Here is a 22,404-nt window from a genome sequence, read left to right as displayed (position 1 = left end):
CTTCGATAGTCGATACCGACTTTTATTGTTATGGCTGGCAACCGGATATAACGACGGCTACGCCTTAAGGTTCCAATCAAAAGCCAATTAATGGCAAAAATAATGCGTGGCCCGCCCAAGCGGATCAAATTGATTGGAATCGGCTTGGCTGGGACCGCGGAACCACGAATGTGATCGGCGATGCTGATGACCTTTCAGCGTGTTCGCAGTATAATTCGAGGCACGGACTTGGGGCCACCACCTTTCGAAAGGAGGTTGCCATGAGACACCAAACAAAGGACCAGCTACAGGCGATAGCCGAGGTCCGAATTGATCCGGTGCGGCCAACAATGGACCGCACCCAGCGCCTTGAGCGCTGGTCGGATTTGCTTCAACGTGAACCGACACGACTGCTTACCGCGCTTACGGGAACGGAATATCGGGCTCCGCTGGAACGCGATTCCATGCGTGGTGACAATTCGCCGATCTCCGTTGCCTTCGAGGATGAACTCCTGCGCGAACAGGGGCTTCAGGACGACAGTTATGGCGAGGCCAAGCGCTTCTTCGAGCTGACGGACAACCAGCTCCATGAAATCGTCTGCTATTGCCATGTCGGCGCGACGATGCAGGCATCGAGGGCTGCGTCCTGCGTCAGGGCGGCTGTGACGGGACGCGGCTTCTTCGCCGGGTTGCGGGAGACGTTCAGCTAGCGTCGAGCAGCCAAAGCATTTGGAGTTTGGCAAACTCGCGGCGGCGTATGCAGATCGGCCTGCGTCGCCGCTTTGTCTGCGCTTGCCGGCCGAGGCAATTTTACGCGGCCTGCCGGCTTGCCGTCGAAGACTTGCTCTGGTTTGCTCGCTGATACGGAAACGAGGGCAGGCAATGTACACTCACATCCTTATCGCCACCGATGGATCAGATGTCGCCAAAAACGGACTCGACCACGGCCTGTCGCTGGCCAAAGCCCTGTCGAGCAAGGTTACCATCGTGACCGTGACCGAGCCTTTCCCTTTGATGGCTGGTGCAACGGCAACCGGATGGGTGGCCGGTCCCGAGGACATCAACCGCTATGAGGCCGGCCAGGAATCCTTCGCCAAGGGCGTGCTCGTATCGGCCAAGGCGGCTGCGGATCGGGCTGGCGTCGCGGCGGATACCTTGCATGTGCCTGACCGTTGGCCGGCAGATGCCATCATCGAGGTGGCTGAGGCGCGAGGCTGCAACCTCATCGTCATGGCTTCGCATGGCCGTCGCGGGCTCGGCCGCCTGATCCTGGGCAGCCAGACCTCCGAGGTTCTCGCCCATAGCAAGATCCCGGTGCTCGTCGTCCGCTAGAATCTTCACCGCTACCCGCACGAGGAAGGCCTGCCGCGGCAGGCCATCGGCGTCGTCGGCTGGATTGCGGGCGGCGGCCACAACTCGCTGCGCATCCGGCGATGCCTGTCGAAAGCGCAGGAAATTTTTTGAAATTATATCCAAATGAAAACTTGCTTCCTGTCAGGAAATATGCATAATGAGTACTTGCTGATCCCTTCTCTTGGTCCAGCAGCTCCCATACCCTTCCTTGGCCGCCTTCGGGCGGCCTTTTCTTTTTGGGGCCGGTTCTGATGAGAAGAAGCTTCGGGTCTTCTGTAGAGCGCTATGGCCGGCTGCAGGGGCAATGTCCTGTTTGCCTTGGCCGCCAAGCCGGATAAGGAATGCGGGGGGAGATTCTCGCATTGTCTCAGTCTCAAGCCAAAGCAAGCTGGCTCGATCGTCTGGCAGATATCTCGCCGGGCTATTTCGGCCTGGTGATGGCCACCGGCATCGTCTCTCTGTCTGCCTTCATGATGGGTTTCCCGGGCCTTGCCTGGGCGCTGTTCTACCTCAACGGGCTGCAATATGGCGTGCTCTGGGTTCTTTATCTCCTGCGCGCCTGGCATCATCCCCGCCGCTTTTTCGGCGACATGATCGGCCACCTGTCGGGTCCCGGTTATTTCACTGCCGTCGCCGCCACCGGCATCATGGCCAGCCAGTTCATCATCCTTGCCGAAGACCGTTTCATGGGCACGCTTTTGTGGCTGGCCACGGTCGTGCTGTGGCTGGGGCTGACCTACACGGTCTTCACCGCGCTTACCGTCAAGGGCGAGAAGCCGACGCTTGGCACCGGCATCAATGGCGGCTGGCTGCTGGCGGTGGTGGCGACGCAATCGGTCGCCGTTTCGAGCGTCCTTCTGGCGGCGCATGTGGATCAGCCGTGGCGGCTCGAACTCAACCTGCTCGCGTTGTCGATGTGGCTGTGGGGCGGCATGCTCTACATCTGGCTGATGGCGCTGATCTTCTACCGCTACACCTTCTTTTCGCTTTCGCCGGGCGATCTCGAGCCGCCTTACTGGATCAATATGGGCGCAATGGCGATTTCGACGCTGGCGGGGTCCCTGCTGGTCGAAAACGCCGCTGGCGCGCATTTTCTGGTGTCGCTGTTGCCGTTCATCAAGGGGTTCACCGTGCTCTACTGGGCCACGGGAACGTGGTGGATCCCGATGCTGCTGCTGCTCGGTGTCTGGCGCTATGTCTATCGCCGCTTTCCGGTTGCCTACGATCCGCTTTACTGGGGCGCGGTGTTCCCGCTCGGCATGTATGCGGCCTGCACCTTCCGGCTCGACCGCGCCATGGAGTTCAATTTTCTAGGGCCGGTTGCTCGCGCCTTCCTCTACGCGGCAATTGCTGCCTGGACCGTGACCTTCCTGGGCATGCTCTACACGCTCGTGCTCAGGCCAGCCAAACCCGCTCTATACGGACCGTAAACCCAAGCAGGCGATTTGGATGGAACCCCGGGCGCTCCGGCCTCATTATGGTCTGGACCGGACGGTCCGTTCGCCCATTTCAGCCCCACGGATATTTGCCCGCGAGACATGCACAACAGGTTCATACCGATCCGCAGAACGGTGCGGATAGTTTTCCAGTATCTGATGGCGTCGCCGCTGACGTCCGACCCTTACGAGCGCGACCAGCTTTTCCAGACCATCCTGGATCGGCGTGCAGCCATCCTTATCGCGCCGATCAGCACCGTCGCACTGGCCGCCATGGTCGTCTATCACACCTCGGCGTGGTGGCCGCTATTGTGGGTGATAGCGGAGCTTGTGCTCACGGCCATTCGATGGAAAGTCATGGTGGAGGCGAACAACGCTCCCCCTGAAAAGCGCAGGGAGAGCGCCAACAAGCTTCTGGTGTTTGGGACCCTGTGGAGCCTGCTTCTGGGCGTTGCCATCTATCTTTGCATGGCAAGCGGTATCGTGCCCCTCATCGTGGTGTCGGCCATCATCGGCACTGCCGCAGCCTGCGTCGTCACATCGCGAAATGCGGCAATGCCCCGGCATGCGTTGCTTCTTCTCATCATTATCGCCGTACCCTTCGCCGCAGGACTTGCCGGTTCTCCGATCCCCGGCATGACTGTCGCCTCCATGCTGATCATTCCCTGGATCGCCAGCCTTTATTTGTTCATCGAACAGAACCATGCCTCCATGCTGCGCATGATCAAGGCGGAGCGCCGTGCTCACACAATGGCGATAACCGACGAACTGACGGGGCTCTTCAACCGCATGCATTTTGCGGAGCGTCGCGTCAAACTCGACTCTCGCGCCCCTCCCAAGGCAGGCTACTGCTTCCTGAGCCTCGATCTCGACGGGTTCAAGGAGGTCAATGACAAGTATGGCCATCCGGCGGGCGATTCCCTGTTGCGGGCGGCATCACACCGCATGCTCGACAGCGTGCGCCTCGGTGATGCGATCTTCCGCATGGGCGGCGACGAATTCCTGTTCCTGCTGCCGAAGGCCAATGATGAGGATTGCGCCCGCATCGCATCCAGATTGATCGAGACCATGACCGCGCCGTTCACCTTGCCGAACGGCGAGATCGTCACCATCGGCGCCAGCATAGGCAGCGCCTGCATCGATGCCTCCCTGACCGAGGCGATGGCAGTGCTCCATGCGGCCGACGCTGCCCTCTACCGCGCCAAGGCGGACGGAAAAGGCAGGCACGTGCACGCGGCGGCGTGAAACCGCAAATCCAGCCTCCGGTTTTGCTTGCACCTCGACTGCGCCTGTAAAGCCATCGCCAACCGGCACTTGGCATCCGCGGCACGCCGCGTGTTTGAAACCGGCTTCAGTGCACAAAAATTGCAGGCGTCATCGCACGAAACGTGATGCAATCAGTCAAGAATTAGGGTAGCCGCTTTCCCGATCATGTCTGGGGCCGTTGCCGGCCTGGTTGCCGGGAGCCGGGGGAATGCAGTGCTTTGAAAGGTTCGAAGAACTCGGCCATCGACCGGCGCTGATTTTCCCCGGCCGTGCGCCAATTTCCTATGCCGAGCTGGCGCGGCGGGTCGCCTTGCAAGCCAAAGATTTCGGCTCGCACAAGAAGCTCGTCGCCGTGGTGGCGGAGCCGACCGAACATGCCGTCATCGCCTATCTCGTAGCGCTCAGGGGCAAGCATGCGGTCGCATTGCTGCCGTCATGCAACTGGCAGGCGCTGGACGGCTTCGTCGAGGATTTTTCGCCCGACATCGTCTGCCGGCGTGTCGACGGACGCTGGCGCTGCCTGGCCGAGACGCGCAAGGTGCGCGACGATCTCCACGCCGATCTGGCGGTTTTGCTCGGCACTTCGGGCAGCACCGGCAAGACACGCTATGTTAGGCTTTCCGCCGCTGCGGTCGAGGCCAATGCCGGATCCATCGGTAGCTATCTGGAACTCCAGGCCGATGACCGGGCAGCCCTTGTTCTGCCGTTCCACTATTCCTACGGGCTGTCGGTCCTCAATTCGCATCTCGCGACCGGCGGCAGCGTCTACTTTCCTGAAAACGGCGCTTCCGACGTGGGTTTTGCCGAGGAGATGCGCGACGCCGGCTGCACCAATATCAGCGGCGTGCCTTACTCATTCGAGTTGATGGAAAGAACCAGCTTTCGCAGCCACGAGTTGCCGTCGCTGCGTTTCATGACCGTTGCCGGCGGGCGCATGGCGCCGGCGCTCGCCGAAACCTTCCGGCGCCACCTTGCCGCCGGCGGCCGCCGCTTCTTCATGATGTACGGCCAGACCGAGGCAACGGCACGCATTGCCTATGTTCCGCCCGGGCAGCTTGCCGGCAACACCGGCAAGATCGGCATCGCCATTCTGGGCGGCTCGCTCAGCCTGGTGGACGACAACGGCCGGCCGATCGAGCGCGCCGGCGAAGCGGGGGAACTGGTCTATCGCGGACGCAATGTGATGATGGGCTATGCGCTTGCCCGGGCCGATCTGGCGAAAGGCCCCGAGATCACCGAGCTTCGCACCGGCGACATGGCCGAGCGCGACAGCCACGGCCTCTATCGCATCGTTGGCCGCCGCCGGCGCATGTCGAAGATCGCCGGCCTGCGCATCAGCCACGGCGCGGTCGAGGCGACGCTCGAACAGGCCGGGATTACGGCCGCCGTGGCCGGCAATGACGAGCGCATCTTCGCGCTGGTTACTTCGCCTCATTGCGATGCCGAGGTGCTGAAGGCGATGATGGCGGCAAGCGGGCTGCCGCGGTCGCATCTCGAGGTCGGCCGGGCCAGGGCCTTGCCGCGGCTTTCTTCAGGCAAGATCGACTATACCGCCATTTCCGCCCGGCTCGACGCGCTGCGGGAAAAGCCGGAAACTGGCATCCTCGCTGCCTTCCAGCGCGCCTTCTATCCGCGTCAGGTCGGGGCCGGTGACACTTTCGAAGGGTTGGGAGGCAATTCCCTGCTCTACGTGCAGCTTTCGCTCACCCTCGAGCGCGAACTCGGGCACTTGCCGGAAGGATGGGAAACCACGCCCGTTGCCGCACTCGGGCAGATGCAGCGCAGCAACAGCAAGTCTTCTTCTATCGACAGCCAGTTGGCGCTGCGCGCTGCGGCTATCCTGCTCATCGTCATGCACCACGCAACCTTGTGGCCCATCCCCGGCGGTGCGGCGGTCCTGGTCATGATGGTCGGATACGGCTTGGCGCGTTTTCACCGCCAGCGCCTGTTCGCTGGCGACATGGCCGGCGTGCTCAGCCCTTTGGCCGCCAACCTTGCAATCTACCTGCCTATTGTCGTCGGCTTCTCGCTGGTCCGGGGCGAAATATTGTGGCCGTCGTTCCTGCTCATCGGCAACCTTGGCCTGGTCAAGCCCGAACACATGATGCCGTATCTCTATTGGTTCGTCGAAGCCTATGCCCAGATCGTGCTGTTGTGGGTCGCCCTGTTTTGTATTGCGCCCCTGAGGCGCTTCGCCGGTTCGTTGCCATTCATGTTTGGCGTGATCCTGCTTGCCCTGTCGGTCGCGGTGAAATTGCTGACGCCCTTTGTCTGGAACATCGGCGGCGCGCGGATATTCACCTTGCCCGACGTGTTCCATCTGGCTGTGCTCGGCTGGTGTGTCTACTTTGCCAATTCTTCTTCCAAGCGACACGTGCTGGCTTTGATGGCGGCCTCGCTTTGTGCGCTGTTTGCCTGGTGGGGAGGCAACTGGACCGGGTCCTGGGTCAAGTTCACATCGGTGTTCGGTGCGGTGATCGTCCTGCTTTATGTGCCCCGCATCGCCTTACCGGGCTGGTTGGTGAACTGCGTGCTGCCGGTCTCGGCTGCCGGTTACCACATCTACCTGTTTCACCGGATCGTGCCCGAATGGCTGTTGCCACATCCTACGCTGTCCACGCCGGTTTTCACGGCGCTGGCTATAGCCGTTGGCATCCTCTCGGGCTTGGCCATGTTCGCCTTGCAAAAGTGGCTACTCGGCCTGATGGCGCACCGTTCCTCCCTCGCGATGCGGAAGAGGTTGTTGACTGGCAAATTGCAGTTTGCGGTGCCGGAGCGCACCATTTCCGGGAAATTGTAGGGAACTGCATTTTTTGATGTCGCCACGGATCGCGGCCCACAAATTCCCCATTGTCTGATTGGCCCTGCCGCTTTGCGGCGCTTGACGATTGTGCTTCGATTGCAAAGCGCGAACGATGAGGCCGATGCCGTGCTGAGCTACCTGGCAATCGCTGGTTTTCTTGTGATTATCGGCGCTATCGTCAAAGGCTTTTGGAGTGGCGACAAAGTTAAGCCGACAGAGCAGAGAGACGATTGGCACGCGCCTTCTTGAAATGAGGGTCGGCTTCCACCTAAGCATCTGAAATCAAGTTGTTTTAATTTTAACGATTTTAACGTGCCCTTAAATCGCCGCATCTAGCCTTCACGTCGATCGCCATCGGCAGGGGACGGGCAATATCGAGGCATGGCGGACCGCAGGAACAGACGTATCGAGCCCAGCTTTGATGAACCGGCGCGCGGCGCCGCGTCGCTCGGGTTTTCGGTGCGCGAGGAGGATCGCGTCGTGCCCACCCGCAAGGCCCCCGCAAAGCGCAAGTCATCCAAGGCGAAATCGTCGCGTTCAAGCCGCCGCCGCTCGCGGCGCGGGCTGTTCGGCATTTTCGCGCGGCTCGCCTACTGGTGCTTCGTGCTTGCCATCTGGGGCGGCATCGCTGCGGCCGGCATGGTGGTCTACTACGGCGCCAAGATGCCGTCGGCCACCACCTGGTCCATTCCCGAGCGGGCGCCCAACATCAAGATCGTTTCCGTCGACGGGCAGCTCATCGCCAATCGCGGCATGAGCGGCGGCGAAGCGGTGGGGCTCAAAGGCATGTCGCCCTATATCCCGCAAGCGGTCATCGCCATCGAGGATCGCCGCTTCTATTCGCATTTCGGCATCGATCCGATCGGGCTGGCCCGCGCGATGGTCACCAACGTGCTCAGCGGCCGCTTCTCGCAGGGCGGCTCGACGCTCACCCAACAGCTCGCCAAGAACCTGTTCCTGAAGCCGGACCGCACGCTTGAGCGCAAGGTGCAGGAGGTGCTTCTGGCGTTCTGGCTGGAGCACAAGCACACGAAGGACCAGATTCTCGCCATGTATCTCAACCGGGTCTATTTCGGTTCGGGAGCCTATGGCGTCGAGGCGGCTTCGCGCCGCTATTTCGGCAAGGGCGCGCGCGATGTGTCGCTGCCGGAGGCAGCACTTCTCGCGGGCCTGCTCAAGGCGCCGTCACGGCTGTCGCCGGCGCGCGATCCCAAGGCCGCCGAGCAGCGCGCGCAACTGGTGCTGGCCGCCATGCGCGACGAAGGCATGATTTCGGCAAAGGAACTTACCTATGCCATGAGCGCGCCTGCAAACCGCTCGCCGTCCTACTGGACCGGTTCGGAAAACTATGTCGCCGACACGGTGATGGAGGAATTGCCGGACCTGATCGGCGAGGTGGAAGGCGATATCATCGTCGATACCACCATCGACCTTACCTTGCAGCGGCTGGCTGAAAAATCGATCCGCCAGTTGATAGATGCCAACAGCAAGAAGCTCGACGTCAGCCAGGGCGCGCTTGTCTCGATCGACAATTCCGGCGCGGTCAGAGCGATGGTCGGCGGCTACGATTATTCCACCAGCCAGTTCGACCGCGCTTCGGAGGCGCGCCGCCAGCCGGGCTCGGCCTTCAAGCCGTTCGTCTACATGGCCGCGCTGGAATCCGGCCGCACGCCAGACAGCGTGCGCAACGATGCGCCGATCCGCATCGGCAAGTGGAAGCCGGAAAACTACGGCGGCAAATATTACGGCAAGGTCACGCTGGCGACGGCGCTGGCGAAGTCGCTGAATTCCGTTGCGGCGCAGCTCACCATGGAAGTCGGCCCAGACGCTGTGGCCGAGGCTGCCCGGCGCATGGGCATCCAGTCCGACCTGCAGAACAATGTCACCATTTCGCTCGGCACGTCCGAGGTCACGCCGCTTGAGCTGACGGCCGCCTACGTGCCGTTCGCCAATGGCGGGTATCGCCCGCCGGTGCATTTTGTCCGCCGCGTTACCACTGCCAAGGGCAAGGTGCTTTACGAAAATTCCGGCGGCAGCGCGCCGCGCGTCATCAAGCCGGAAATCGTCGGCATGATGAATTCGATGATGACCGGCACGGTCGAGGTGGGAACCGCGCGCAAGGCCGCGTTCGCCTGGCCGTCCGCCGGCAAGACCGGCACCAGCCAGAATTCGCGCGACGCCTGGTTCGTCGGCTACACTGCCAACCTCACCACCGGCGTCTGGTTCGGCAACGACGACGGCCATCCGATGAAGAAGGTCACCGGCGGTGCGCTGCCGGCGCAGGCGTGGCATGAGTTCATGGTTGCGGCACATGAAGGCGTGCCGGTCGCACCATTGCCCGGCACCTGGAAATCGAAGCCTGCCGATGCAATCGTCGACGGTGGGTCGATACGCAAGGTTCCGTCCGTCGATGTCGGCGCGGACCCTGCTCCGCTGGTTCCTGCGAACAAGCCGCCACGCAATGTGCCGGTGGCTGACAATGGCGGCAAGCTTGCAATGCCGAGCGACAACGGTTCAACCGCCTCGATCAAGCGGCCGGTGCCGCCCGGCGATGTCGGTGGTCCGGTGAAAAAGGGCAAAGGCTCGATCTTCGACCTGCTCACCGGCGGTTGATCTATGGTTCTTCTCCCCGTTTACGGGGTGAAGATGCCGGCAGGCGGATGAGGGACGGCGGCTACCGTCAACCCCATGTAACGGAATTCAGGTTTTCTCTCGGACCTTTGCAAGCCAGCCCCACCTGTACGCTGGGACAGCGCCGCCGCCCTCTCGCCAGCGCCGGTCGGTTCGGCTACATGTGTGCGCCGGAGAACAACGAATGGCAGATATCGACGCACGAAAGACCATTGTTTTGACCGGTGCCAGCCGTGGCATCGGCCACGCCACCGTCAAGCGCTTCTCGCGCGAAGGGTGGCGGGTCATCACCTGTTCGCGCCAGGCGTTCGCGGAAGATTGTCCGTGGCCGGCCGGACCGGAGGATCACATCAAGGTCGATCTTGCCGACCAGGAAGACGTCGGCGTCGCCGTCTCGGAGATCCGTCACCGGCTCGAATCGCATGGCGGCCATTTGCATGCGCTGGTCAACAATGCCGGTATTTCGCCGAAGCTCTCGGGCAGCGGCCGCATGAATTCCATCGATACGCCGATGCATGTCTGGCGCGATGTGTTCCAGGTCAACTTCTTCGCGCCGATCATGCTGGCGCGCGGCCTGTTCAGGGAACTGGCGACGGCCAAGGGCTCGATCGTCAACGTCACCTCGATTGCCGGCAGCCGCGTCCATCCGTTCGCCGGCACCGCTTATGCGACCTCGAAGGCCGCGCTCGGCTCTTTGACACGCGAGATGGCGCACGATTTCGGACCGCACGGCATCCGCGTCAATGCCATCGCGCCGGGCGAAATCGACACGGCAATCCTGTCGCCGGGCACGGAAAAGATCGTCGAGACGATTCCGCTGCGCCGTCTCGGCACCACGGCCGAAGTGGCCGACATCATCTTCTTCCTGTGCTCCGGCCAGTCGTCTTACGTGACCGGCTCGGAAATCCACATCAATGGCGGCCAGCACGTCTGACAAGCCACGGCGAATCCAGGCAGCCTCAAGGTCCGGCTTAATTCTACAAAAAAGGTAGAATTTAGAAAAATCGCCTTTGCGGCTTTGGTGGCCTTTCTGTTTTATGCAGCAATGGCCATCCCCGTGGCGGGCCGGGCAGGGCACTTTCGCGCCATATGGGAAATTTATTCTTCGCCCTTCGCCGCTTTCAGAAAACAGATTGCATTCGTTTGAGCCGCGCGCGAGTGCGTTTCTTCTGATCTTTCCTGCACACGGCTAAAAATGCCAGCCTGTTCAGGACTTTACCGCAATGCCGCATGACACACCCAAGCTGAATGCTTTCCCCGTGTTCCTGCGGGTCGAAGGGAAAACCGTAGCCATCGTCGGCGACGGCGAGGAAGCCCTTGCCAAGGCGCGGCTGCTTGGCCAGTCGTCGGCTGGGCTTCGCATCGTTGCCGGACACGCTTCTGCCGAACTCGCTGCCTGGATCGCCGCCAACGGCGCGCTTCATGTCGCCGCGCCCTATGAGCCTGCCCATCTCGAAGGCGCGGTCATGGTCTTTGCGGCCAGCGGCGAAGAAAGCCTCGACCGCCGCGTTGCGGAAGACGCGCGCCGCCTCGGCATTGCGGTTAACGCCGTCGACCGTCCCGACCTGTGCGATTTCTTCACGCCCGCTCTGGTCAACCGCGCGCCGGTTGCCATTGCCATCGGCACCGAAGGGGCAGGGCCGGTGCTCGCCCAGATCATCCGCGCCCGCATCGACCAGATGCTGTCGCCGTCGCTCGGTACGCTTGCCTCGCTTGCCGTTTCCTTCCGTCACGCCGCCGAAAAGCTGTTGCCCAAGGGCGCTGCCCGCCGCCGCTTCTGGAGCGAGTTCTTCACCGGCGCGCCGGCCCAGGCCCTTGCCGCGGGCCGTCTTGCCGAGGCGCATGATGCCGCCTCGCATCTGCTCGTCACCTCCGGCCGTTCCTCGGGCCATGTTGCGCTTGTAGGTGCCGGCCCTGGCGCGGAAGACCTTTTGACGCTTCGCGCGCAGCGCCTTTTGATGGAGGCCGACGTCATCCTCTATGACGCGCTGGTGCCGGAAGCGGTCGTTGCCATGGGCCGGCGCGATGCCGAGCGCGTGTCGGTCGGCAAGCGCAAGGGCTGCCACTCCAAGACGCAGGCCGAGATCAATTCCCTGCTGGTCGAGCTTGGCCACGAGGGCAAGCGTGTCGTGCGCCTGAAAAGCGGCGATCCGCTGGTGTTCGGCCGCGCCGGCGAGGAAATGGCGGCGTTGCGCGATGCCGGCATCTCCTACGAGGTCGTGCCGGGCGTCACTGCCGCCTTCGCCGCCGCCGCCGATTTCGAACTGCCGCTGACGCTGCGCGGCGTCACCTCCTCAATGGTGTTCACCACCGGTCATGATCTCAAGGGCAATTCGCTGCCGGACTGGGCACGGCTCGCCATCTCCGGCGCAACCGTCGCCGTCTATATGGGCCGCTCGGTTGCCGCCGAGGTCGCGGGCCGCCTGATCGACGCCGGCCTTGCATCCGACACCGCCGTCGCCGTGGTCGAGAACGCCAGCCTCGGCATCCGCCGCAAATTCCACGGCACACTGGCCGACCTGCCGTCGCTGCAGGCGCGTGACGATCTCGACGGCCCCGTCATGACCATCATTGGCGACGCCGTTGCCGGCGCCAATTTCGACCATTCCGAACCGCTTGCCGCCGGCAAGATCCGGCACGCTCACCCCCATCTTGAAGGAGTGGACGCATGAAGCTTCTGACCGCGAACCGGCTGAGCGACGGCGAGGCCGTCTGGTATGCCGACGGCCTGTGGGTCGAGACGATCGCCGAGGCGCTGATTGCCCACGACAAGGAGAGCGCGGAGGCGCTGGAAGTCATCGGCAACAAGGCGCTCGCCGACAATCTGGTCGTCGACGTCAACCTCATCGACATCGAGATCATCGACGGCTCGATCCATCCGACCCGGTTGCGCGAGCGTATCCGCGCTGCCGGCCCGACCATCCGCAACGACCTCGGCAAGCAGGCCCGCATCCAACAAGCCGCCTAGGGTCAGGACCTATTAATATGACTGAAATGGCGTTCGAAATGGCGAGAGATGCAAGGAAAAGTCCGCAGAGCGGGGTGGTTCCCCCGGTCAAGGGCTTTGACGCAGCAGTTCGGCGCCAGTTCGATCGTCCTTCGGATCGGACGGATTTGCACGGGCTACAGTGTCGCAAAGCCTTGAAAGGCTTCAGCCTTCCAGCGGCTTCGCTCCTCGTATCCGCACAAATCCGCTCCGACCATTTCAGCCAGATTAATAGGCCCTGACCCTAGAGCATGACCCCGAAAAGTGGCCCCGGTTTTCGGACAAGGTCATGCTCGGGAAACGCAGCAAACAAACGGCCAACGGAACCACGACCATGTATCGCTACGATGAGTTCGACCACGAGTTTGTTAACGCCCGCGTCGCGCAGTTCGGCGACCAGGTCGAGCGCCGGATGGCTGGCGAGATCACCGAGGACGAGTTCCGTCCGCTGCGGCTGATGAACGGCGTCTACCTGCAACTGCACGCCTACATGCTGCGCATCGCCATTCCCTACGGCACGCTGCATCCGCGCCAGCTGCGCATGCTGGCCCACGTCGCGCGCACCTACGACAAGGGCTACGGCCACTTCACCACGCGCCAGAACATCCAGTTCCACTGGCCGGCGCTGTCTGACGTGCCGGCTATCCTTGCCGATCTGGCCACCGTCGAGATGCACGCCATCCAGACCAGCGGCAACTGCATCCGCAACGTCACCGCCGATCACTTCGCCGGCGCCGCCGCCGACGAGGTCGCCGATCCGCGTCCCTACGCCGAAATCCTGCGTCAATGGTCGTCGGTACATCCCGAGTTCTCCTACCTGCCGCGCAAGTTCAAGATCGCGGTGACAGGGGCCGAACGCGACCGTGCCGCGATCAAGACGCACGACATCGGGCTTCACCTCAAGAAGAACGAGCAGGGCGAGCTTGGCTTTGCCGTCTATGTCGGCGGTGGGCTTGGCCGCACGCCCATCGTTGCCAAGAAGCTTCGCGATTTCCTGCCGCAGGAGCACTTGCTGTCCTACGTCACAGCGATCCTGCGCGTTTACAACCTGCATGGCCGACGCGACAACAAATACAAGGCCCGCATCAAGATCCTCGTCCACGAGACCGGCACGGAAGAGCTGGCTAGCTGGGTCGAGGCCGAATGGCAGGCGCTGAAGGAGAGCGAACTCAAGCTGCCCGAACAGGATGTCGCTGCCATCCAGTCCTATTTCGCGCCGCCTGCGCTTGCACCGCGTCCCGAGGGCGACGAGGTAGTGCGTCTGGCAAAGCTCGATTCCCGCGCCTTCGGCGAATGGCTCGGCCAGAACGTCACCACGCATCGCAATCCCGACTATGCAGCGGTGACGATCTCGTTGAAAAGCATCGGCGAAACCCCCGGCGACATGAGCGACAGCCAGATGGAGGCGGTTGCCGACCTTGCCGAGCGCTACGCCAATGACGAGGTGCGTGTCACGCACGAGCAGAATCTCGTGCTGCCGCATGTCGCGCGCGCCGACCTCAAGGCGGTCTATGACGGGCTGGTGGAAATCGGCTTGGCAACCGCCAATGCCGGCCTCATCAGCGATATCATCGCGTGCCCCGGCCTCGACTATTGCGCGCTTGCCAATGCCCGCTCCATTCCGGTGGCGCAGCAGATTGCCAGGCGTTTTTCCTCGCTCGAACGCCAGCGCGACATCGGTGAGCTGAAGCTCAAGATCTCGGGCTGCATCAATGCCTGCGGCCATCACCATGTCGGCCACATCGGCATTCTCGGCGTCGAGAAGAAGGGCGCCGAACTATACCAGATCACGCTTGGCGGCTCTGCCGACGAGAACACCACAGTCGGCGAGATCATCGGCCGCGGCTTCGGCCCGGACGAGATCGTCGATGCGGTCGAAACGCTGGTCGAGGCCTACCTGTCCATTCGCAACGATCCATCGGAACGCTTCCTCGACGTCTACCGCCGGGTTGGTCCGGCACCGTTCAAGGAGGTCCTCTATGGAGCAGAAGCCAGGGCCGCTTGATGGCGTTGCCCAAGCCGAAAGTGGCATCGTTGCCGAGGCAGCGGGTTTCGATGCGCTCTATGGCCACCTCACGGCGGCCGAGATCATCGAACGGTCGGTCTCGGAGCTGTTCAGGGGACGGATCGCAGCGGTTTCGTCGTTCGGAGCGGATTCGGCGGTCCTGCTGCACCTGATTGCGCAGGTGGACCGCAGCCTGCCGATCGTGTTTCTCGATACCGGCAAGCATTTCGAGGAAACGCTTTCCTATCGCGACGCGCTCGCCGCCGATTTCGGGCTGACCGATATCCGCGTGGTTGCGCCAGACGAAGCGGCGCTGGCGCGTGTCGATCCGACCGGCCGCCTGCACGAAACCAATGTCGATGCCTGCTGCGACGTGCGCAAGGTCGAGCCGATGGCACGCGGCGTCGAGCCGTTCCGTGCATGGTTCACGGGCCGCAAGCGCCACCAGGCCTCGACGCGCGCCGCACTGCCGGTGTTCGAGGCTGTCGGTCCGCGCATCCGCATCAATCCGCTGGCGCATTGGACAACGTCGGATCAGGCGGACTATATGCGGGCGCATGCCTTGCGGTCGAACCCGCTGGTCGCCTACGGCTATCTGTCGATCGGCTGCTTTCCTTGCACGAAGCCGGTCGAACAGGGTCAGGATGCGCGCAGCGGTCGCTGGGCTGGTCATGCCAAGACCGAATGCGGTATTCATCTTTCCGGCTTGGAAAAATCACTGACCGACGCCTCGTTATAGAGCATGATCCCGAAAAGCGGGCGCCGGTTTTCGGACAAGATCATGCTTGAAGAAATGCTAGGGACGCTTGCATGACTGACCAGAAACCAGAGACAGAAATCCGCCTCTGGACCCCGCAGGGTTTTCGCGAGGACGAGTGGACCCATGCCGAAAGCGCGGAAGCGCTCTCAGGCAATGGCCGCTTCATCCTGCCCTTGCAGGCTTTCCTCGACCTCGACCCGAAGGAGCGCGAACTCGCCAGGGAACGGCTTGGCGTTGTCTTGCAGCCCGGCGACCAGCTGGACGCCATTGCCGGACTGCTCGATACGCTTTCGCTGGTGGCGCTGGCGTTTCCCGCCTTCACCGATGGCCGTAGCTTTTCAAAGGCCGAACTCTTGCGCAGCCGTCATGGCTTCGAGGGGGCGGTGCGCGCCGTCGGCAAGGTTCTGGTTGACCAGTTGCCGCATATGCTGCGCGTCGGCTTCACCGAATTCGAGATTTCCAACCCGGTGCTTTTGAAGCGGCTGGAAAGCGGCGATGTCGGTGGCCTTCCGCTCTATTACCAGCCCGCGGCAAAGCCCGCCTCGCCAAGCGGCAAATATTCATGGCGGCGCACGCCCGGCACCTGATGTCTTGACCGGGCGTCAGCGTGCCACGCGTGCTTCGCGGAAGCTCACCAGTTTTCCGCGCGTTTCATCCCACAGCGCCAGCTTGACGGAACGAAAGCTGTCCATCAGCGTGATGCGGCCGATGGTTTTCAGTTCCGGATGATCGCGCAGCACTTCGGGCAACCGGTAGTGAGGCACCTTGGCGGACAGGTGGTGCACATGGTGGATGCCGATATTGCCGGTGAACCAGCTCAGTAGGGCCGGCAGGTCGTAGTACGACGATCCGTAAAGGGCGGCGTGCTGGAACTCCCAGTCCGGCTCCCTTGCCCACTCCGTCTCCTCGAACTGGTGCTGCACGTAGAACAGCCATATGCCGATTGAACCGGCCAGAATGACGATCGGCAGATGGACGACGAGGAATGCGCCAAGGCCGACGAACCAGACGGTGAAAGCAACCGTGAATGCGATGGCGACGTTGGTGGCCATGGCCGAAACCCACGGCGTAATGCCGGCCTTCATCATCCCCACGGGCAGCCTCTGCTCGAAAACGAACAGCCAGGTCGGTCCTATGCCGAACATGACGAGCGGGTGCCGGTAGAGCCGGTAGACTATCTTGCGGCGCAGCGGGAGTGCGCGATATTCGCCCACCGTCAGCGTCTTGATGTCGCCCATGCCGCGCTGGTCGAGATTGCCCGCACTGGCATGGTGGACCGCATGCGCGCGCCGCCAGCAATCATAGGGCGTAAGCGTCAAAACGCCGAGCACGCGCCCTGTCCAGTCATCCGCATGGCGGTTGGCGAAGAAAGAGCCGTGGCCGCAGTCGTGCTGGATCATGAACAGGCGCACGAGGAAGCCGGCAGCCGGAATGATCAGAACAAGGCCCCACCAGTAGCCATGGGCATAGGCCGCCCACGTCAAGGCCCAGATGGCCGCAAACGGGAAGAAGGTGATGGCAAGTTCAAGGGCGCTGCGCCGCCGGTCGGGATTCTTGTAGCGCGCCAGAATCTTGATCCAGGCGCGCTTGCTGCTTGCAACCGCCTCAGGGGAAATCATGTTCATCAGAAAGCTTAGACAGCCAGCCTGTGTCCCACAAGGTGAAACATGGTCGGCAAATGGTCTTATTGTCGCGTGCCTTAAATGATCGCCTCGGCGAAAGCAGGCCGGACTGGACGGCACGCGCTAGACGTTGGCTTTTCCCTCCGCGTCCTTCAGTTCGTCGAGCAGGGCTTGCAGGTGCTCGGGGACATCCTTGACCACCTCAAATCCCGGCAGGCCGCGCAAGTGCCTCCGCGTGGACGGCGCTGCGGCTTGCTTCCTGATCGTGCGGGCCAGTTCGCCTAGCCTGTCGCCGGCAGTGTTCTCGCTGGCTGTGCGGGTCATCGTTTCAAATCCTTTACCTGGCTTCGAAACTCCCTTTTGTCGCAGATGGTTCCCGCATTGCAGCGCGAATGCAAACGCTAGCCGCGAACACGGTAAAATTTGATTTAATTCGGAACATTGTCCCGGCAGGGCGAGTTCAATGTCCGATAGGGCTGCCCAACACACTGCACCCCTTGATTTTTGGCTGCCGAACCTCGATATCGGGCGCAACTTCCAAACCGTTGAGATGATGGAACACGCGATGAGCGACCAGGCAAAAGACGAACGCGCGCCCGAAGAGATCGAGGCCACGCAAGCCGCTGCCGAACGCACCGAAGGTGGCGTCGAAGGCGATTATGAAGCCTTGATGCGGCTTCTGAAGGAAAACGAGGACTTGAAGGACCGCGCCTTGCGCGCGGCCGCCGAGATGGAGAACCTGCGCCGCCGCACCGCGCGCGACGTGCAGGATGCGCGCGCCTATGCAATTGCCAATTTTGCACGCGACATGCTGCAAGTGGCCGACAATCTGCAGCGCGCGCTGGATGCCATTCCAGCCGAAGCCAAGGCCTCGGGCGACGCCGGTTTCAAGGCGTTGATCGAAGGCGTCGATATCACCGCGCGCGGCATGCTCGGCACGCTTGAGCGCCATGGCGTCAAAAAGCTCGAACCGAAGGGCGAGAAGTTCGATCCGAACTTCCACCAGGCCATGTTCGAGGTGCCCAATCCCGAGGTCGCCACAGGCACGGTGGTCGAAGTCGTCCAGCCCGGTTACTCGATCGGCGAACGCGTGCTGCGCCCGGCCATGGTGGGTGTTTCCAAGGGCGGTTCCAAGCCTGCAGCCAGCGCCGCCGAACCGGGCCCGGTCAACGAGCAGGCCGAAAAGGACGCGTGAGGGTTAGGGCTTGCGATGCGGCAGAATCAGGTAAATCCTGACTGCCCTACTGCCCTACTGCCCTACTGCTGAGCGTCCCATGAACGCCATCACGCTCTTCGACTATTCCGGCGTTGCCGTGTTCGCGGCGACGGGAGCGTTGGCGGCTTCGCGCAAGCAGCTCGACATCATCGGCTTCCTTTTCCTGGCCAGCGTCACCGGCATCGGCGGCGGCACCTTCCGCGACCTCATCCTCAACGTGCCGGTGTTCTGGGTCAGCAACCGCGACTACGTGCTGATCTGCGCGGCGGTTGCGGTGCTTGTCTTCTTCACGGCGCACCGGGTCGAGTCCCGCTACAAGCTGCTGCTTTGGCTCGACGCCATCGGCCTTGCCGCCTTTGCGGTCATGGGCGCGGCCAAGGGTTTGGCCATCACCGGCTCGCCGTTGGTCGCGATCATCACCGGCATGCTGACTGCCACGTTCGGCGGCATATTGCGCGACCTTCTGGCCGGCGAACCCTCGGTTCTGCTCAAGCCCGAGGTCTATGTCACGGCGGCGCTCGTCGGGGCGGCTGCCTATACGCTCGGCGATCTTGCCGGCCTGCCGCCGTTAATGTCCGAGATCGGAGGCTTCCTCGCAGCCTTCACCGTGCGTGGCGGGGCGCTGAAATTCGGCTGGTCGTTTCCGGCCTACAAGAGCCGGCCCGGCCGCAATCCCGAAGACATCCCGTAACGCTCGAAAAACTCAGGCCGCGAAGCGCTGGCCCTCGCCGCCATAATAGTTGACATAGCGCGCGCCGATCTCCTTGACCGGCATCACCACCAGCACATCGACCGTCGAGAAATCGTGGTCGATGACGCAGCCGTCGCCGATGCGCGCGCCAACGCGCAGGTAGCCCTTCACCAGAGGTGGCATCGCGGCAATCGCAGCCTTGGCGTTCACCGCCTCGATCGGCATCAGGTCCATCGGGCAGTAGCGGTGGGGCAGGGCGCGCACGTCCCAGGCTGCATCGGTGCGGCAGTGGTGGGCGAGATAGGTCAGCGCCTCGGCATGCGCGGCCGGCACCGTGCCGTGGAAGGACGCGCAGCCGGTCATCACGCCGATCTCGTAGTGGTTGATGTAGGCCCAGATGCCTTGCCACAGCGCCTCGATGGTGCGCTTGGAACGATAGTCCGGCAAGACGCAGGAGCGGCCAAGCTCAAGGAAGCGCTGGCCCGGATGGCGCGCCACCAGCCGCGTCAGCTCGAACTCGCCTTCGGAATAGAAGCCGCCAGCCGCCACCGCCGCTTCCTGCCGCAACAGGCGGTAGGTGCCGACGATACGACGATGCTCGGGGCCGGGAAGGCTGGAATCGAACACCAGCAGGTGGTCGCACAACGGGTCGAAATGGTCGATGTCGCGCTGGTCGAGCAGATGCAGGCGGCCCTTGCCGGCGCCAAGCTCGTCATAGAAGACGCGGTAGCGGATTTCCTGGGCGGCTGCGATCTCCGCGTCGTTGCGGGCGAGCCGCACTTCCAGATTGCCGATACGGCCGAGCGGAGCGCCGGGCACGATGGGCGCGGATTTCTGCGCCGATACCAGGGCCGGGCCGGCTTCGGGCGTGGCGTCACCTTGCCGAATCGCTGACTGCACGAGTGATTCTCCTTCGAGCCATCCCTCTTGGCGCGGGGATACGATGGTGGTGCAACAGGATTGTGACAGTAGCGTGATACCGCGTGAGGGGCAATGATTGGCCGGGAAATGAACAAGGCCAGCCGGCTACACTTTTGAGCCGGGCATCAACGCATGCGCAACGAACTTCAGGGAAGTCAGGCCGTGATCTGTTCCTGGATGGCGTCGACCAGCGCCTGCGGGTCGAGCGGCTTGGTGACGAAGCCCGAAGCCCCATGCGCAAGCACCGCGTGGCGGGTCTTTTCCTGGCTGTCGGCAGACAGCACCATGATCGGGATGGGCGGCAGGCCCTGTTCTTCCTCGTGCCTGCGGATGATGGCGATGGCATCCATGCCGTCCATCACAGGCATGTGCAGGTCCATCAAAACGACATCGTAGCGGTTGCGGCGGCCAATGCTGACCAGCGCCTCGACGGCTTCCTTGCCGTTGCCCACCACGTCCACCCGATGGCCGGCCTTCAGCAATGTGGCGCGGGCCAGCATGGCGTTGATCTCGTTGTCCTCGGCAATCAGCACCGAAAGGCCGGGGCCGCGCTTTGCCGGGGCCTTGCCGCGCGCAATGCCCCGCTTCTGCGGGTGGGCGGCTGCCACCACTGCGGTCTGGCCCGCCACGAGGACGCGCAGCAGGGTTTCGCCGCGAACCGGCCGCGCCAGGAAGCTGGCATAGCCGTTGGCGCGGTATTCGCCCAGCCGGCCGCGATCCGTCGGCGCAATCAGCGTGACGGCTTCGCTCTTTGCGAAACCGGCCTGCCGCAACTGCTTCAGCACGCGCCCGTCGCTTTCCTCGATTGCGGCATCGACCATCAGCACGTTGGAGCCGCTTGCCAGCGCGCTCGCCCTTGCCGGCGTCTCGGCAAGGATGACCGTGCCGCCATAGGCACGGATGGTGCTGGCAATCGCTTCGGCCTCGACGGTGTTCCTGGACACGATCACCACGCTGCGCCCGGCCAGCATGTTGTCGCGATTGTGCGGCGGCTCTGTCGCCTCCGTCGCGGGGATTTCGAAGACGAACTCGGCGCCCTTGCCGATGGTGCTCGACACCGAGATGGTGCCGTCCATGGCCGTTACCAGCCGCTTGGAAATGGCAAGCCCCAGCCCCGCGCCGCCGTGCCTGCGCGTCGATGTGCCGTCAACCTGCTCGAACTCGTCGAAGATGCGCTCAAGGTCGACCTGCCGCATGCCCGGTCCGGTATCGGTCACGGTGAAGCGGATGCGGTCGGCTCCGTCCGCCATCTGGCGCGTGATGCTCAAGAACACGCCGCCGCTGTCGGTGAATTTGATGGCGTTGCCGATCAGGTTGAGCATCACCTGGCGCACGCGGCCCGGATCGGCGCTGATCGTCTGCGGTACGTTCGGCGCGACGTGGCAGCCGAGGCCGATGCCCTTGGAATAAGCGCGCGAGGCCAAGAGCTCGACGATGTTGTCGGCCAGTTCGCGCACCGACATCGTCTGCGGCTCGGGGTCGAAGCGGCCGGCCTCGATCTTGGAATAGTCGAGCAGGTCCTCGATCAGCGCCAGAAGCGCGCTGGCCGAAGTGGAAACCGCGCCGACATAAGTGCGCTGTTCGGGCGACAGGTCGGTGTCGGCCAGAAGTTTCGCCATGCCCATGATGCCGTTCATCGGCGTGCGGATTTCGTGGCTCACCGTGGCGAGGAAGCGGGACTTGGCCTGGCTTGCGAACTCGGCCCGCTCGCGCGCCGTAATGAGCGAGGATTCGGCGCGCTTCCTGTCCGTTATGTCGCGCGCAATCGCACGGTGCGATACCGAGCCGCTCTCCTTGTCGCGTACGGAAAGCTCGATCCACGAGAACCAGCGCTGGCCGTTCGGCGTGCGGATGCCGACATCGGTGGAACTCAGGCAGTCATGATCCGAAAAGGCGGCATCGGGAACGATGCCGATGTCGATACCCAGTTCGGCCAGCGTCATGCCGGGCAGGTCGTGCGCATCGACGCCGACCAGATCGGCGAAAACCTTGTTGGTGTAGACGATGTTGCCCTGCCGGTCGCGATGGACGACGAGATCGCCCAGCGCGTCGATCAGGCCGCGAAAGCGCTCCTCGCTCTCCTGCATCTCCCACATGCGGTCGGCGAGCGTCTCGACCTCGGCGCGGCTGCGGGCGACGTTCGTGTCGCGGATGCGATTGGCCTTGTTCTCGGTGTGGCGGATACGCCAGTGCATCGCCAGGCCGCAGGCAACCGTTACAAGAAGGCTCAATGTGACGTAGCGCGGCGCGCCGCTCAGGTGGCCCAGGCCCGCCAGCATGAGAATGATGGCATAGGTCAATAGTGGCAGGGCGTCCGGAACGAAGCGCGGCAGTTTCGGCGCCAGCGGCGGCGGCTCGACTTGCAGGCGACGCAGTTGCGGCGGCGGAATTTCGCCGCTGCTTTCGATCTGCTTCACCAGTTCAAGAGTGGGCCGTGCGTTCATGGCTCAATGCATGGCACACAGACATTAGGGAAGATTTCGGGGGATCGGTCGAATTTTATCGATCCTGCGGAAGTTTGCGTTACCGACGTAACAGAGAGGCGATTTTACGCCCGCGTTCGTGGTCGGATGAGGGGGGCGCAAGTTCCCTTCCTTTTGATCGCAACTTCCCGCTTCGTCATCCCGGAAGCGAGAAAGGAATGTCCGGAGCTCGCTTCGCGAATTGGCTATAGCATTCTGGGTGGCCGTGCCGTCTCTTATCCTCCCCGACCGAGAGAGGGTCGATCCGGTTGC

The 22,404-nt window shown here is 62.9% G+C and carries 18 protein-coding genes; 14 read left to right on the top strand and 4 right to left on the bottom strand.

Annotated features, from left to right (window positions below):
• The first annotated feature begins 260 nt into the window (after positions 1–260).
• From ASD50_RS00505 to ASD50_RS00445, 12 genes are all read left to right on the top strand, one after another.
• Positions 261–689: a hypothetical protein gene (locus ASD50_RS00505; protein ID WP_056234225.1), complete on the top strand. Its 429-nt coding sequence runs from the start codon at positions 261–263 to the stop codon at positions 687–689.
• 172 nt (positions 690–861) lie between these two features.
• Complete coding sequence (locus ASD50_RS00500; RefSeq protein ID WP_056234223.1) at positions 862–1,311, top strand: universal stress protein; 450 nt, start codon at positions 862–864, stop codon at positions 1,309–1,311.
• A gap of 383 nt (positions 1,312–1,694) precedes the next feature.
• Positions 1,695–2,762, top strand: a complete 1,068-nt coding sequence (locus ASD50_RS00495) for a tellurite resistance/C4-dicarboxylate transporter family protein (protein WP_244484389.1) — start codon at positions 1,695–1,697, stop codon at positions 2,760–2,762.
• A gap of 108 nt (positions 2,763–2,870) precedes the next feature.
• Entirely contained in the window at positions 2,871–4,013 is a 1,143-nt protein-coding gene (locus ASD50_RS00490; RefSeq protein ID WP_056234217.1) for a sensor domain-containing diguanylate cyclase, read from the top strand.
• A gap of 229 nt (positions 4,014–4,242) precedes the next feature.
• Positions 4,243–6,834, top strand: a complete 2,592-nt coding sequence (locus tag ASD50_RS00485; RefSeq protein ID WP_056234214.1) for an AMP-binding protein — start codon at positions 4,243–4,245, stop codon at positions 6,832–6,834.
• Between the two features lie 384 nt (positions 6,835–7,218).
• Complete coding sequence (locus ASD50_RS00475; protein ID WP_056234207.1) at positions 7,219–9,450, top strand: transglycosylase domain-containing protein; 2,232 nt, start codon at positions 7,219–7,221, stop codon at positions 9,448–9,450.
• A 202-nt stretch (positions 9,451–9,652) separates the two neighbouring features.
• Complete coding sequence (locus tag ASD50_RS00470) at positions 9,653–10,402, top strand: SDR family NAD(P)-dependent oxidoreductase (RefSeq protein ID WP_056234204.1); 750 nt, start codon at positions 9,653–9,655, stop codon at positions 10,400–10,402.
• 289 nt (positions 10,403–10,691) lie between these two features.
• Positions 10,692–12,140, top strand: a complete 1,449-nt coding sequence (gene cysG / locus ASD50_RS00465) for a siroheme synthase CysG (RefSeq protein ID WP_056234200.1) — start codon at positions 10,692–10,694, stop codon at positions 12,138–12,140.
• Positions 12,137–12,436: a DUF2849 domain-containing protein gene (locus ASD50_RS00460; RefSeq protein ID WP_056234196.1), complete on the top strand. Its 300-nt coding sequence runs from the start codon at positions 12,137–12,139 to the stop codon at positions 12,434–12,436. The genes cysG and ASD50_RS00460 overlap by 4 nt, the downstream gene beginning before the upstream one ends.
• Positions 12,437–12,788: 352 nt before the next feature.
• The gene (locus ASD50_RS00455) at positions 12,789–14,459 is read left to right on the top strand and encodes a nitrite/sulfite reductase (protein ID WP_056234713.1); all 1,671 of its coding nucleotides are present in this window, start codon (positions 12,789–12,791) and stop codon (positions 14,457–14,459) included.
• Positions 14,434–15,198 carry a phosphoadenylyl-sulfate reductase gene (locus ASD50_RS00450; RefSeq protein WP_056234192.1) on the top strand — a complete coding sequence of 255 codons (765 nt, stop codon included), beginning with the start codon at positions 14,434–14,436 and terminating at the stop codon, positions 15,196–15,198. The genes ASD50_RS00455 and ASD50_RS00450 overlap by 26 nt, the downstream gene beginning before the upstream one ends.
• A gap of 71 nt (positions 15,199–15,269) precedes the next feature.
• Complete coding sequence (locus ASD50_RS00445; protein ID WP_056234188.1) at positions 15,270–15,806, top strand: DUF934 domain-containing protein; 537 nt, start codon at positions 15,270–15,272, stop codon at positions 15,804–15,806.
• Positions 15,807–15,821: 15 nt separating this feature from the next.
• Here the strand turns inward: ASD50_RS00445 and ASD50_RS00440 are convergent, their stop codons facing one another.
• Positions 15,822–16,844, bottom strand: a complete 1,023-nt coding sequence (locus tag ASD50_RS00440; RefSeq protein ID WP_056234183.1) for a fatty acid desaturase — start codon at positions 16,842–16,844, stop codon at positions 15,822–15,824.
• Between the two features lie 120 nt (positions 16,845–16,964).
• On the bottom strand, positions 16,965–17,165 hold the full coding sequence (locus ASD50_RS00435; protein ID WP_056234180.1) for a hypothetical protein: 201 nt from the start codon (positions 17,163–17,165) through the stop codon (positions 16,965–16,967).
• Between the two features lie 229 nt (positions 17,166–17,394).
• Between ASD50_RS00435 and grpE the strand changes: the two genes are divergently transcribed.
• Complete coding sequence (gene grpE, locus ASD50_RS00430) at positions 17,395–18,036, top strand: nucleotide exchange factor GrpE (RefSeq protein ID WP_413813860.1); 642 nt, start codon at positions 17,395–17,397, stop codon at positions 18,034–18,036.
• A gap of 79 nt (positions 18,037–18,115) precedes the next feature.
• A complete protein-coding gene (locus ASD50_RS00425) occupies positions 18,116–18,748 on the top strand; it encodes a trimeric intracellular cation channel family protein (protein ID WP_056234176.1) in 633 nt (210 codons plus the stop codon).
• Positions 18,749–18,760: 12 nt separating this feature from the next.
• On the opposite strand, the gene ASD50_RS00420 is transcribed toward ASD50_RS00425, so the two are convergent.
• Entirely contained in the window at positions 18,761–19,597 is an 837-nt protein-coding gene (locus ASD50_RS00420) for a GNAT family N-acetyltransferase (protein WP_244484392.1), read from the bottom strand.
• Between the two features lie 227 nt (positions 19,598–19,824).
• The gene (locus ASD50_RS00415; RefSeq protein WP_056234169.1) at positions 19,825–22,113 is read right to left on the bottom strand and encodes an ATP-binding protein; all 2,289 of its coding nucleotides are present in this window, start codon (positions 22,111–22,113) and stop codon (positions 19,825–19,827) included.
• Positions 22,114–22,404: the final 291 nt, after the last annotated feature.

Source organism: Mesorhizobium sp. Root552, assembly GCF_001427285.1.
Taxonomy (GTDB): domain Bacteria; phylum Pseudomonadota; class Alphaproteobacteria; order Rhizobiales; family Rhizobiaceae; genus Mesorhizobium.
Note: the sequence above shows the minus strand (reverse complement) of the source record. Positions and strands in the feature narration are given on the sequence as shown.

What these genes read in the sequence shown, in the direction of transcription:
- ASD50_RS00425 (WP_056234176.1), top strand. Translation starts at nt 18,116, where the DNA reads ATGAACGCCATCACGCTCTTCGACTATTCCGGCGTTGCCGTGTTCGCG.
- ASD50_RS00505 (WP_056234225.1), top strand. Translation starts at nt 261, where the DNA reads ATGAGACACCAAACAAAGGACCAGCTACAGGCGATAGCCGAGGTCCGA.
- ASD50_RS00440 (WP_056234183.1), bottom strand. Translation starts at nt 16,844, where the DNA reads ATGAACATGATTTCCCCTGAGGCGGTTGCAAGCAGCAAGCGCGCCTGG.
- ASD50_RS00475 (WP_056234207.1), top strand. Translation starts at nt 7,219, where the DNA reads ATGGCGGACCGCAGGAACAGACGTATCGAGCCCAGCTTTGATGAACCG.
- ASD50_RS00450 (WP_056234192.1), top strand. Translation starts at nt 14,434, where the DNA reads ATGGAGCAGAAGCCAGGGCCGCTTGATGGCGTTGCCCAAGCCGAAAGT.
- ASD50_RS00435 (WP_056234180.1), bottom strand. Translation starts at nt 17,165, where the DNA reads ATGACCCGCACAGCCAGCGAGAACACTGCCGGCGACAGGCTAGGCGAA.
- ASD50_RS00500 (WP_056234223.1), top strand. Translation starts at nt 862, where the DNA reads ATGTACACTCACATCCTTATCGCCACCGATGGATCAGATGTCGCCAAA.
- ASD50_RS00445 (WP_056234188.1), top strand. Translation starts at nt 15,270, where the DNA reads ATGACTGACCAGAAACCAGAGACAGAAATCCGCCTCTGGACCCCGCAG.
- grpE (WP_413813860.1), top strand. Translation starts at nt 17,395, where the DNA reads ATGGAACACGCGATGAGCGACCAGGCAAAAGACGAACGCGCGCCCGAA.
- ASD50_RS00485 (WP_056234214.1), top strand. Translation starts at nt 4,243, where the DNA reads ATGCAGTGCTTTGAAAGGTTCGAAGAACTCGGCCATCGACCGGCGCTG.
- ASD50_RS00470 (WP_056234204.1), top strand. Translation starts at nt 9,653, where the DNA reads ATGGCAGATATCGACGCACGAAAGACCATTGTTTTGACCGGTGCCAGC.
- cysG (WP_056234200.1), top strand. Translation starts at nt 10,692, where the DNA reads ATGCCGCATGACACACCCAAGCTGAATGCTTTCCCCGTGTTCCTGCGG.
- ASD50_RS00415 (WP_056234169.1), bottom strand. Translation starts at nt 22,113, where the DNA reads ATGAACGCACGGCCCACTCTTGAACTGGTGAAGCAGATCGAAAGCAGC.
- ASD50_RS00455 (WP_056234713.1), top strand. Translation starts at nt 12,789, where the DNA reads ATGTATCGCTACGATGAGTTCGACCACGAGTTTGTTAACGCCCGCGTC.
- ASD50_RS00490 (WP_056234217.1), top strand. Translation starts at nt 2,871, where the DNA reads ATGCACAACAGGTTCATACCGATCCGCAGAACGGTGCGGATAGTTTTC.
- ASD50_RS00460 (WP_056234196.1), top strand. Translation starts at nt 12,137, where the DNA reads ATGAAGCTTCTGACCGCGAACCGGCTGAGCGACGGCGAGGCCGTCTGG.